The organism is Vibrio sp. 1402, from assembly GCF_033340275.1.
Genome location: NZ_JAWOWE010000004.1, coordinates 1 through 13,328, shown reverse-complemented (window position 1 = coordinate 13,328; position 13,328 = coordinate 1). Strand labels below are relative to the sequence as shown.

The window sequence follows — 13,328 nt, the reverse complement described above, 5'->3', positions numbered from 1 at the left end:
TTTGCCACAAACAGCGGTGGCCTTTAAAGGAACTGGTGGTTCTCTACCTTGATTTCTTGCTTGATGAAGTCAATAAAAGAGCTGATCCGGCGTGAGGTACTGGCATTTTTGTAATACACCGCATGAACGGGCTGTTCGACATTATGCGTGTGTTCACTAAGCACGCCCACTAAGCGACCAGCTTGTCGGTCAGAGTAGGTCATAAAGTCAGACAGGCAAGCTATCCCCGCACCATGTAAGGCTAAACATCTTAGCGTCTCGCCATTATCAGATCTTAGGCTACTCATAATACGCAGAAGTTTGTTCTTATCATCCATGATCGGCCATTCCTTAAGATACTCCGGCTTGTTGAACCCAAGTAGCTTGTGATTGAGTAACTGATCTATTGAGGTTGGAGTACCATGTTGTCTTAAATACTCTGGACTTGCGACGATTCGAATCCGACTTTTACCAAGAAATATCGCGCGCATGGTTGAGTTTTGTAGCTCACCGATACGAAAAGCAATATCGGTTTTTGTTCCCAAAAGGCTAATATTTTCCTCATTGGAATTGAGATCGATTTCGACTTCTGGATACAAGCTCTGATATTTAGCAATGTGCGGCGTTAGTACGTGCAGTAAGAAGGGGGTAGCTGCGTTTATTCGTAGGAGGCCAGAAGGCTTATATTTCTGGCTTTTCAGTTGTGCTTCGGCATTCTCTACTGCTTCTACAATATGTCTGACTTTATCGAGGTATATCGTTCCTTCATTAGTAACATCTAACTTACGGGTTGTGCGATTTAACAAGGTCGTTTCGAGTTTGGCTTCTAGCCGAGATACCGATCGACTCACCGCCGAGACGGTCATCGATAACAGTTCAGCCGCAGAGCTGATTGAACCCGTATCGACCACGGCCATAAAGGTGCGCATTTCATCTAGAGTAGCTTTCATTGTTGAATATATTTCAAATTAGATTTGAGTATTGTTAACTTTACGGAAAGTTTCTTGCGGCGTAAAGTTTTGCTTCGAATCAACTATAAAATCGATAATTCAGGAGATTTAGATGAAAGTACCATCATTTGGCGTCGGCACGTTTCGTTTAGAGGGTGAAGTAGTTAAGGATTCAGTCCGTAATGCGTTAGAAGTGGGTTACCGCGTAATTGATACTGCACAGATTTACGGTAATGAGGCAGAAATCGGTGAAGTATTGACACAGTCCGGTATTGCACGTGATGAGCTATTCATTACGACCAAGATCTGGGTTGATAACATGAACACGGAACAACTCATTCCAAGTCTAAAAGAGAGCTTAGAAAAGCTAAATACAGATTATGTGGATTTGACCTTGATCCACTGGCCTGGCAATAACAATAACTTGAACGAATACATGGCTTCATTACTTGAAGCTAAATCGCAAGGGTTAACCCGTAATATTGGCGTATCCAACTTTAATATTGACTTGTTGCAACAAGCGATAGAAGTGGTCGGTAAAGAGAATATTGTTACTAACCAAATCGAGCTTAGCCCTTATTTGCAAAATCGTAAGTTGGTCAGCTTCATGCAGGAAAACGATATTCAGGTAACGTCTTACATGACCTTGGCATATGGGAAAGTACTTGGGGACCCAACTATTGCAGGTATTGCTGAGGACTATCAGGCCACGCCCGCTCAAGTCGCGCTTGCTTGGGCTTTGTCAAAAGGTTACGCGGTGATCCCGTCTTCAACTAAACGAGAGAATTTGGCAAGTAACCTGAAAGCACTTGAACTTAATCTGAGTGAAGAGACGATTGCAAAGATAGATGCGTTGGAAAGAAATGGCCGCGAAGTAAACCCTGAAGGGCTAGCGCCTGAGTGGGATGATTGAGTGAGTTTCACGGGAAATCATTGTCTAAATGACACCTCTGCAATCGCTGACTTCCTCAGCGTTTGACGGTAGTACAACACCATAGACGATAACGGCTCGCTTGTCTGACGATAGTGCGAGCTTTTATCTTTTTGGCCTATTAGTTTACTGTATTCTCCCGGCCTTCAATTTGGCCGGGAGACGTCATTTAGAGAACAGTTACCATTCGATTGTAGAGCCATCAAATACGCGGAAGCTTCCGGATTGCTCAAGTGTTAGCTGTTCTGCGACCGAAACAATACCAGCAACACTTTCCTCGGCAGAAAAGGTTGCGTCCTCACCGCCCATATCGGTTTTTACCCAGCCGGGATGAACTGCGACAGTTTTTACTCCTCGCGATTCGAGATTGCGTGCTGCTGATACTAGAACCTGATTAAGCGCTGCTTTAGATGCTCGATAACTGTACATGTTACCTGAACTGTTATCGCTTAAACTCGCAACTCGGGTTGAGATTCCCACGATGGTTTTGTGCTGACTTTTCGCAACGTTGTCTTGTAGTGCTTGAATTAGCAGGGCAGGTGCGACGGTATTTATGTTTAGTACTTCTAGCCATTTTTTCTGGGTCATTTCGCCAAGCGTTGCACACTCTTCGCCTAATACACCTGCATTCAGAATTAAATGATCGAGCGGACGATCCGCTAATCGAGTGGCTAACTGATCGATATCTTGTTGGTTAGTGACGTCTAGAGCCATCAGTTGAAGTTGATTAGATTGGGTTACTAGTTCATTGAGCTGCTTAGCATTTTCTGGTGAACGACAAGTTGCGATAACTTGCCAACCTTTTCCAAGGTAGTGGCGGACAAATTGCAAGCCTAAGCCACGGTTAGCGCCAGTGATTAATACAGTAGACATCGCTTCTCCTACGTTGTTGAGTTGAACAACGACCATATTAGAGGCGACGTATAAGCATGTAATCAAAACAGTATAAAAATGGCCTAGAATTCGACATTGTCAAATCTTAAAGTTTGAGAAAGATGCTGGCAAAGTGTTTTAGCCTAGTGACCGTCAGTTCGGAGGCAGCACCGCTGACACCTGCAACAGCAACGACCTTACCATCCAAGTAAAGGGGGATCGCTAAGCAATTGAGGTTTGGCTCTGCCTCTTCTAAATCGAGTGCGTAACCTGATAATACAACCTGACTAAGTTCAGTTTCTAACGTGGGGGATATTTGGCTTTCAAGGCGCAATGTTCGGCGAAGCTCATCATCAAAACTAAGAAAAACCTTGCCGATCGCAGATGTTGTGAGTCCTTCTCGTTTCCCTCTCGGGCTACGGATAGTAAGAGGGTTATCCTGCTCTATAGCATCGATATACAAGTACTCTTTAGCGCCACTTTGTACAGCGAGGTAAGCAGTGTTGTTAGTCATTTGGGCCATTTTTTTCAGCAATGGAACAAAATGTTGTCGGATAGCTTCGTTTTTTTGTTCAATCGGCTTAGATAGTTCATAGCATCTAAACCCTAGGCTGTAGCTATGGTTGTGTTTGGATACATATCCAAGAGAGTGTAGAGTCGCAAGTAACCCGTGAACAGTCGTCTTATTTAACTGGATCGCATTACTGATCGTCTGTAATGATAGGGGAGACTCACTCATCGAGAGCAACTCGAGGATTAGAAAACCTCGCTCTAGAGACTGAATGTTTTTTCTTGCCTTGGGCACAAAGACTCCTTGATGATGGTGTTGCATCTGAATGGCTTACTGATGCTTCCACCTATAACAAACCACTACGCTGGTGGTTTGGTTTTATTAGAGAATATACTCAGCACTTAAACTGATCGGCTCGTTGTATGCGTCCACAAGGGAGTTTTTTCCTTGCTTCTTAGCATTGTATAACGCTTGGTCTAATATCGAATAGAGCTCATCAAAGTTGGTGAGTGGCATTGAGGTTGATAGATAGGCCAGACTCGCAGATATATTCAATTGATGGTCATTAAGCGAATGTACACTCTTTTCTGAAATTGTTTTATGCAGACTTTGTATTCTAAAGGGAACGTCAATCTCATCGACGTTTTTCAATAGCAAGATAAACTCTTCTCCACCTAAACGACCCAAGTAATCTCCCTTATTAAGTTTAGCTTTAAGCGCTTTGCATACCTGTTGTAGTACTAAGTCGCCAGTCGGATGACCGTACTGATCATTAATCGCCTTAAAGTCATCTAGATCGATTAATGCTAGAACGTAGCGGAAGTCTCCTTCCGCTTTGGAGGTTTGGCTTTTAATCGTCTCTATAATTGCCGCTCTGTTTAATGCACACGTTAAGCTGTCTATTTTGGCTTTTAAGCGTGTTTGTCGCTGAACCATCAATGCCAGAGCGAGGAGAATCAATAAACAGAAAACAACAAAATTATAAGTGCGTTGTTGGTCTGTGAGTTTTTCAAACTGGTACTGACTTAGAAGAGTTTCGTTGTTCAACTGCGCGACTTGTAGATCATATTCATACTCTTTTTTAGTGAGATCTAGTGCCTCTAACGCCTTGATATTACTCGCGTCTCGGTTCGTTAGTTCAATCGTCGAGTAGGCCTTGTGATGCTCCAGCGCCTTTTTGTAATCATTTTGAGCTTGGTATGCTTTTGAGAGGAGTAATTGGGCTTGCGCTTGCAATAAGGGCCTAGCGTTTTTTACCGCTAATCTTAACGCAATTGTACCGTGTTCAATCGATTTTTCGGGTGTATGGTTCTTTAAATATGCCAATCCAGCAGCCAAATGACCCTCTGTTTCAAGGTGCGTATTCTCATAAGTTTGGGCAATGTTTAATGCTCTTCCAATGTAATCTACCGCGGTATCCAATTGCCCAGAATCGGCCAAAGCAGCAGATAACCCTAAATAGGTCAACCCTTGCCCGTATGGATAATGAAGTTGTTCGAGAATCGTTAATGCATTTTTGTAGTGGCTGATGGACTTATCGAGTTCTTTGGATTTTCTGTACATCGCTCCTAGACTATGTTCGACTTGCGCAACTTCAAGAGGTGTCCCTTCATCTTGGCGAACCAGTAAGGCTTGAATGAGATATTGCTCTGATTGTTCAAATTGCCCCAGCTCTGCAAGTAAATTGCCGACGTCATTGTAAATCCCTGAAGGATCGCTTTGCGTCGACATGTTGGCCATCAACTGTCGATACAAACTTAAGGCTTTTTCATAGTCACCACGGTAATTGTAGTTATTTGCTACCACGCGCAAAGCAAGATCAACAGGGAAGTTTTCTTGATGCTTATGATTTAAGTGGCTCTCTATGGATGAGCAATAAAAGTTTGCTTTGTGATAACGACCTTGTTGATTCAGCGTATAACAAAGTTGATAGTTCATCAGAGCCTTGCCTTCGGAATCGGATATTTTCTTCATTGTCTGTCGCAAAGAAGAAAAGCTATCTACTGAGGCCTCGTAACTACCATGCTTACGTTCATTTAAGGCAAGAATATATTCTGATTCTAATTGAGAAAAATGGTTGTCTAAGACTTGACTGCTGCCGTAGTAAGGCTGATTTATGTTTGACATATATTCATAAATCAATCCACTTACGTAGAGCTTTTCGCTGTCCGATTTCGCTGTATGGTAGCGATCTTGAAGCATGCTCAATGCCGACTCAGGGTTGCTTCGTAGTGTGGTTTGGTAGACAGAGTGCCACTGTGTGATATTTTGGTTTGGTTCAATATCTTGAGTGTCGCTTGCATATACTGGAGTGAGCAAAAGTGACGCAAGCAAGGGATAGAGCACGCGCATGTTTAAACGAGCCTTTAATTTAAGGTGCCTTTAAAGTTGAGTTATCATAGCGCTTTTAACGCATCAGCGTTGTGATTAAGTTGAGTGTACTAAGAAAAAGAGTAGTAAAACTATGCACTTGGTCGAGATATTGAAAGAAGAGGCATAAAAAAGAAAGACCTCAACATAAAGTTGAGGTCAGAAATCTTTAATCAATGTAAAGCTTTGCTAGATCTTGAGGCTCCATTTCTTTGCCTTCTAACTGATCGTTCCAGTTAGTTCCAACAAGAACACCATCTTCAGCAAGAGTCAAAAGCCAATCTTCAACAAAGATATCTAATGGGATTTCTAGTACAGTAAAATCTGCCCATTCTTCAACATTATGTGCTTCTGCATCTTCTTTAGAAGACCAGAAAGGCATGACTTCGCTGTTTTCGAATTCAGTTGAATCGCAAGATAGCCAACCTTCTTCATTGCGTAAACCCCAAACCAATTGGTTTTCTTTCGTTTCTGCAACAAAAAGGTCAAGGTTCGCTTGGATATCTGATGTAAGTTTGCTCATTTCAAAACTCTCGTTGTTATGACGTGGCTAGAGTAACACTAAAGTGCCGATTCCTAAAGCATAATACGGTTGTCGAAATGAGTAAAAATAAAGGAGCCGAAGCTCCTTTTCTGAGGTTAAGTATTCACTCGTTTTTGTTTGCTTTGTGCTTGCAGAGCAAACAAAAACAGGTGCTTTACCTTTCTGGAAGAGTTGTGAATATTGTCCACTCTCTTTTTATCTCGCCTTTGTAACCAACGACTGATGCGGTTACTCGACGATTTAAAGCATGGCTGACTTCATCGGTCCCTTGCTGTGCTAAGTGAGTGTCACCAAAACCAACAATGCGGACTCTACTCGGTTCGATGTCGTAGCTTAGTAGGGCTTCACGGACATTGCGTGCTCGTCTTTCAGAAAGATCTTGGTTATGCTTTGAACCACCAACTTTACTAGCATAGCCGTGCAGCTCTATCGAAGTAGTAGGGTACTCTTTTAAAAAGTCGGAAAGCTCTCGGACTTGTCTTCTGAAGACTGGATTGATCTCATCAGAGTCGTTAGCAAAAAGTATCCGCACTTGCATGTTATCTGATGCTTTAATGTATTCTCCACAACCGTCGTTGTCGACCTCTGAGCCTTCAGGTGTACCTGGGCACATATCTCGAGCATTGATGACACCATCGTTATCGTCATCTTGCAAATCTGCTATTTGTTCTGCATTTGGTACAGGACGATACTCATATTCGTCTTCAGCAACAACGTGTTGAGTGATGGCGAGCATACCCAATGCAAATAGAATCTTCACTGGTTTCATGATCAGTACTCCACCTTTTCATTCCATTCTGTAGGTACATCGACACGCAAGGCATTTAACAATTGTCCTGTCGCGTTCATAACGCGGTACTTGGCGTACTGCTCTGAGTATCGAGCATCCAAGTAGTTCTTTCTCGCTTCGAAAAGCTCGTTTTCAGTATTTAACAAGTCCAGCAGAGTGCGTTTTCCAATGCGATACTGCTTTTCGTAGGCGATGACAGTTTCAGAGGCCGAATCTACGTGATCCGCTAGGAACTCTTTTTGTTGAAGTGTTAAATCTAACGCACTCCAAGATAGACGAAGACCTTCTTCTACTTGGCGGTATGCACGTTCTCTTAGGTCTTTTGCTTTATTTAGTTGGTAGGCAAAACTTTCAGCGTTGGCTACGTCACTACCACCGTTAAAGAGGTTGTAACGCATACGTAACATTGCTGTTGTCTCTTCGCTGCTTCCTTCGATACCGCTTGCATCATCACGCCATGTTTGAGCCGCTTCTAACGATATCGTTGGGTAGTAAGTTCCCTTAGATTGCTTGTATTGGAACTTTGCAGAGTCCACATCAGCTACCGAAATTTTGATTACTGGATGTGACTCGAATGCCAAGTCAATCGCTTCATCGATGGTGTAGGGAATAAAGTTTTGGTCCGCTCTTGGGAAAATCAATCCTTGTGGTGACTGTCCGACAAGGCGTGTAAAGGTGGTGTGGCTGTCATATAAGTTGTTCTGAGCTGCCACCAAGTTACCGTGAGCCTTTGCTAAACGAGCCTCTACCTGGGTTAGGTCTGCTGTAGAACCGATACCTGAGTTAACTCGCTTTTTAATGTCTTCATAGATCTTCTTATGCACTTTCAAGTTATTCTCGGAAAGTGTAAGAATTTCATAAGCTTTTACTGAGTCTAAATAAACTTTCGCGACCTCTAGAGCGGTGTCTTGGGCATCAGCTAGAAGTTGATAACGGACCGATTCAGCATCAGCTGCTGTTCGATCCATATCATTAAGTGTCGCTGAACCATCCCATATTAGCTGGGTTAGTGTCACGGTGGCTTCTTTTCTTGTCAGATCGGTTGAATCTCGCCCTGACTCTGCAGGTTTGATTCCTTCGTAACCGATACCGGCATCTAAGTCTACGGATGGGAGGTAAGCACCACCAGATGCTTCATTCACATACTGCTTGCTAACGAATTCATTGAACGCACTTTTGATGTCAGGATTGGTTTTTAATGTGTTTTCAACCGCTTGCTCTAGCGTTTGCCCAAAAGCATGACTAGCGGTGAACATACCAATACAAAAGGCGTTGGCACGAGTCCACTTCACTGTGATTCTCCTAGATAATGGTAAAAATTCTCGAGGTGATAGGGCTTATAAGTGGAATACTTATAAGGGCGTCAATAATTTAGCGCACAATAACATTAATATGCGATGAAGTAACCTGTTGATTCGCTGTTCATTTGTTTCAATTTTGATAAATCAACCTACTAAATCTGCCTAAAAATTGAATTAAGATCTCAAATTAAACATGGAGGTAATGGCTAGAAACGAGAGTCCAGATTTTAATAAAATAAAACACTTATGCATCTGGATTCTTATTGATGTATGACACATAATTACTTTATTGAGCATCAAATTGCTGTTATTGCACTATATATTCGGGCAATATATAGCAAATTAGTATTGTTAGTCAAAAACTTGACAGTTATTTAGGGTTAAGGTTTATATGGATCGTACAGCATTAGTGCCACTCGGTAATCAAGTCGTCGTAATAGGTTTGGATGGGCAGCTGAGAGTCCTTGCAGAAGGACAGCAGCCTCTACCAGGTGAAGTGATAGTGGCAATGACAGATGCTGCGCCTCAAGACCTGAAAATTCAGCTTGCTCAAGAGCAAGGTTTAAAAGATATTTCAGACGATGTAGCACAGATTATTAGTGCTATTGAGCAAGGTCAAGACCCTTCTGCTATTGATGAAGAACTCGCACCTGCAGCGGGTGAAAATAGTGGCTCCAGTTTGCAAAATAGTGCCACGATTGTACGAGATGGTACTGAAGTGCTAGCCTCAACAAACTTTGAAACTATTGGCCTAGAATCCCTCGGCTTATCTGAAACACAAGCGTTGACCTTAAATGACTTCTTCACAACAGGTATCGAGACAAGTGGGGATGGCTCAAGTAAGCCACTTACTAATTCTCCAGTGACATTAAGCGCTGTTGAGGAAGATAGCGATCCAATCACGATAACTACTGAAGAATTACTATCGAATGTCAATATTGATGATGCCGATACTCTTGTCATTACAAACGTCACTATTGAGAGTGGGAATGGCACCTTAATTGATAACAGCGATGGCTCTTGGACTTACATCCCAGAAGCTGATGATGACACTGAAGTGTCATTCTCCTATGACATCATTGATGATGATGGTGGTGTTATTAATGGCACTGCTAACTTAGATATTACGCCTGTTAATGACGCGCCAATAGCAACTAATGATGCGATTCAAACTGACGAAGATTCCCTGGTTGTAATTGATGTGCTCGCTAACGACAGTGATATTGAAGGTGATGATTTAATCATTACCTCTGCTTCTGTACCAGAAGAGCAAGGTATCGTTGAGATTATCGATGGTAAGCTTGTTTTCACTCCGGCTGAAAATTTCAACGGTAATGCAACGATTAGCTACACCATCTCAGATGGTGAGTTAGAGGATGAAGCTCAAGTTTCGGTAACAGTAAACTCAGTTAACGATGCGCCTATTGCCTCTAATGATACAACAATTACAGAGGAAGATAGCTCAGTAACGATTGATGTCCTGCCAAACGACACTGATATTGATGGTGATACGCTGTCTATCCAATCGGCGTCCGTACCTGAAGCGCAAGGCACAGTTGAGATTGTTGATGGCAAGTTGGTGTTCACACCGGCCGAGAACTTCCATGGCGACGCTGAAATCACTTACACCGTCACCGATGGTGCGCTGACTGACCAAGCGACGGTCAACGTCACCGTGAATGCGGTGAACGACACGCCTGTGGTTGAAAGCAACCTCGCAGACCAAACCTTGGCGGAAGATTTCACCCCATACAGCATCGATCTAAATACTGCTTTCAGCGATGTAGATAACGTCGATGGCGATCTGACCTTCAGCGTCTCTGGTAACAGCAACATTCAAGTGGCGATCGTCAACGGTATTGCTACGTTCACTCCAACCGCAGACTGGAACGGCTCAGAAGCGTTAACCTTTACGGCCACCGATCCAAGCGGCGAGAGCGTTAGCCAAACGGTGAACTTCATAGTAGCGCCAGTGGCGGATATCGTGGCAGATAAAGCGACGGTTGTGGAAGACACGCCAACCATCATCAAGGTCTTAGGTAACGACACGTTTGAAGGCGACGACAAAGTGGTGTCGCTGGATACCAACAACGGTCCAGCCAACGGCACGGTCTCGGTCAACCCGGATGGCAGCGTCACTTACACGCCAAACGACAACTACCACGGGGCAGACAGCTTCACCTACATCGTCACATCTGGGGGCGTCAGTGAATCCACCACGGTGAACGTCGATGTCACACCAGTGAACGACGCGCCAGTGGCGACCAATGACAATGCCGTTACTGACGAAGACACGCCAGTGACGATTGATGTTCTGCCAAACGATACTGACATTGATGGCGATACGTTGTCTATCCAATCAGCGTCTGTACCTGAAGCGCAAGGCACAGTCAAGATTGTTGACGGCAAGTTGGTGTTCACACCGGCTGAGAACTTCCATGGCGATGCTGAAATTACTTACACCATCACCGATGGTGCGCTGACTGATCAAGCGACGGTCAACGTCACCGTGAATGCGGTGAACGACGCGCCTGTGGTTGAAAGCAGCATTGCAGACCAAGCCTTGGCGGAAGACTTTACGCCATACAGCATCGATCTAAATACCGCGTTCAGCGACGTGGATAACGTGGATGGCGATCTGAGCTTCAGCGTTTCTGGCAACAGCAACATTCAAGTGGCGATCGTCAACGGTATTGCTACGTTCACTCCAACTGCGGACTGGAACGGCTCTGAAGCGTTGACGTTTACTGCCACCGATCCAAGCGGTGAAAGCGTTAGCCAAACGGTGAACTTCATAGTGGCGCCTGTGGCGGACATCGTGGCAGATAAAGCGACGGTTGTGGAAGATACGCCGACCATCATCAAGGTCTTAGGTAACGACACGTTTGAAGGCGACGACAAAGTGGTGTCGCTGGATACCAACAACGGTCCAGCCAACGGCACGGTCTCGGTCAACCCGGATGGCAGCGTCACTTACACGCCAAACGACAACTTCCACGGGGCAGACAGCTTTACCTACATCGTCACGTCCGGTGGGGTATCGGAGTCCACCACGGTGAACGTCGATGTCACACCAGTCAATGACGCGCCAGCGGCGACCAATGACACGGCGATGACTGACGAAGACACCGCTGTCACGATTGATGTTCTGCCAAACGACACCGACATCGATGGCGATAAGCTGTCGATTGAATCAGCGTCTGTACCTGAAGCGCAAGGCACAGTCGAGATTGTTGATGGCAAGTTGGTGTTCACACCGGCTGAGAACTTCCATGGTGACGCCGAAATCACTTACACCGTGACCGATGGTGCACTGACTGACCAAGCGACGGTCAACGTCACCGTGAATGCGGTGAACGACACGCCTGTGGTTGAAAGCAGCCTCGCAGACCAAACCTTGGCAGAAGACTTTACGCCATACAGCATCGATCTGAATACCGCTTTCAGTGATGTGGATAACGTGGATGGCGAGTTAACGTTTAGCGTTTCTGGCAATAGCAACGTGTCGGTGTCGATTGAAAATGGCATTGCGACCATTAGCCCAACGGCAGACTGGAACGGCTCAGAAGCGTTGACCTTTACTGCCACCGATCCAAGCGGTGAAAGCGTTAGCCAAACGGTGAACTTTACGGTTGCGCCAGTGGCGGACATCGTGGCAGACAAAGCGACGGTTGTGGAAGACACGCCGACCATCATTAAGGTCTTAGGCAACGACACGTTCGAAGGCGACGATAAAGTGGTGTCGCTGGATAGCAATCACGGTCCAGCGAACGGCACGGTCTCGATCAACCCGGATGGCAGCGTGACCTACACGCCGAATGACAACTACCACGGTACAGACAGCTTCACCTACATCGTCACCTCCGGTGGGGTGTCGGAGTCCACCACGGTGAACGTCGATGTCACACCAGTCAATGACGCGCCAGTAGCAAAAGATGATACCGCTGTCACTGACGAAGACACGCCAGTGACGATTGATGTCCTGCCAAACGACACCGATATTGATGGTGATACGCTGTCTATCCAATCAGCGTCTGTACCTGAAGCGCAAGGCACAGTCGAGATTGTTGACGGCAAATTGGTGTTCACACCGGCCGAGAACTTCTATGGTGACGTCGAAATTACTTACACGGTTACTGATGGTTCACTGACTGACCAAGCAACGGTCAACGTCACCGTGAATGCGGTGAACGACACGCCTGTGGTTGAAAGCAGCATTGCAGACCAAACCTTGGCGGAAGACTTTACGCCATACAGCATCGATCTGAATACCGCTTTCAGCGACGTGGATAACGTGGATGGCGATCTGAGCTTCAGCGTTTCTGGTAACAGCAACATTCAAGTGGCGATCGTCAACGGTATTGCTACGTTCACTCCAACCGCAGACTGGAACGGCTCAGAGAGCCTAACCTTTACGGCCACCGATCCAAGCGGCGAGAGCGTTAGCCAAACGGTGAACTTCATAGTAGCGCCTGTGGCGGACATCGTGGCAGATAAAGCGACGGTTGTGGAAGACACGCCAACCATCATTAAGGTTTTAGGTAACGACACGTTCGAAGGCGACGATAAAGTGGTGTCGCTGGATACCAATAACGGTCCAGCCAACGGCACGGTCTCGGTCAACCCGGACGGCAGCGTCACTTACACGCCAAACGACAACTTCCACGGTACAGACAGCTTCACGTACATAGTTACCTCCGGTGGCGTCAGTGAGTCCACCACGGTGAACGTCGATGTCACACCAGTCAATGACGCGCCAGTAGCAAAAGATGATACCGCTGTCACTGACGAAGACACGCCAGTGACGATTGATGTCCTGCCAAACGACACCGATATTGATGGTGATACGCTGTCTATCCAATCAGCGTCTGTACCTGAAGCGCAAGGCACAGTCGAGATTGTTGACGGCAAATTGGTGTTCACACCGGCCGAGAACTTCTATGGCGACGCCGAAATCACTTACACCGTGACCGATGGTGCGCTGACTGACCAAGCGACGGTTAACGTCACCGTGAATGCGGTGAACGACACGCCTGTGGTTGAAAGCAACCTCGCAGACCAAACCTTGGCGGAAGATTT

Annotated in this window: 9 protein-coding genes; 2 read left to right on the top strand and 7 right to left on the bottom strand. The window is 45.5% G+C overall.

Going from position 1 to position 13,328, the window contains the following annotated elements; translation table 11 throughout:
* Positions 1-23: 23 nt before the first annotated feature.
* Positions 24-929, bottom strand: a complete 906-nt coding sequence (locus R7044_RS08890; RefSeq protein ID WP_005377343.1) for a LysR family transcriptional regulator — start codon at positions 927-929, stop codon at positions 24-26.
* Between the two features lie 112 nt (positions 930-1,041).
* Here R7044_RS08890 and dkgB point away from each other — a divergent pair, with 112 nt between their 5' ends.
* Entirely contained in the window at positions 1,042-1,842 is an 801-nt protein-coding gene (gene dkgB, locus R7044_RS08885) for a 2,5-didehydrogluconate reductase DkgB (RefSeq protein ID WP_017821668.1), read from the top strand.
* 198 nt (positions 1,843-2,040) lie between these two features.
* On the opposite strand, the gene R7044_RS08880 is transcribed toward dkgB, so the two are convergent.
* The 6 genes from R7044_RS08880 to R7044_RS08855 form a co-directional block, all read right to left on the bottom strand.
* Positions 2,041-2,733, bottom strand: coding sequence for an SDR family oxidoreductase (locus tag R7044_RS08880; protein WP_033906133.1), 693 nt, complete (start codon positions 2,731-2,733; stop codon positions 2,041-2,043).
* A 106-nt stretch (positions 2,734-2,839) separates the two neighbouring features.
* Positions 2,840-3,538 carry an IclR family transcriptional regulator gene (locus R7044_RS08875; RefSeq protein WP_225455478.1) on the bottom strand — a complete coding sequence of 233 codons (699 nt, stop codon included), beginning with the start codon at positions 3,536-3,538 and terminating at the stop codon, positions 2,840-2,842.
* Positions 3,539-3,625: 87 nt separating this feature from the next.
* The gene (locus R7044_RS08870; protein WP_170893390.1) at positions 3,626-5,596 is read right to left on the bottom strand and encodes a diguanylate cyclase domain-containing protein; all 1,971 of its coding nucleotides are present in this window, start codon (positions 5,594-5,596) and stop codon (positions 3,626-3,628) included.
* A gap of 187 nt (positions 5,597-5,783) precedes the next feature.
* The gene (locus tag R7044_RS08865) at positions 5,784-6,137 is read right to left on the bottom strand and encodes a DUF2750 domain-containing protein (protein ID WP_005377352.1); all 354 of its coding nucleotides are present in this window, start codon (positions 6,135-6,137) and stop codon (positions 5,784-5,786) included.
* Positions 6,138-6,312: 175 nt separating this feature from the next.
* Positions 6,313-6,927: an OmpA family protein gene (locus R7044_RS08860; protein WP_005377354.1), complete on the bottom strand. Its 615-nt coding sequence runs from the start codon at positions 6,925-6,927 to the stop codon at positions 6,313-6,315.
* A gap of 2 nt (positions 6,928-6,929) precedes the next feature.
* Positions 6,930-8,240, bottom strand: coding sequence for a TolC family outer membrane protein (locus R7044_RS08855; RefSeq protein ID WP_213870542.1), 1,311 nt, complete (start codon positions 8,238-8,240; stop codon positions 6,930-6,932).
* 400 nt (positions 8,241-8,640) lie between these two features.
* On the opposite strand from R7044_RS08855, the gene R7044_RS08850 reads away from it, so the two are divergent.
* Positions 8,641-13,328, top strand: a 4,688-nt coding sequence (locus R7044_RS08850; protein ID WP_225455477.1) for a tandem-95 repeat protein, incomplete at its 3' end; no start/stop codon positions are given.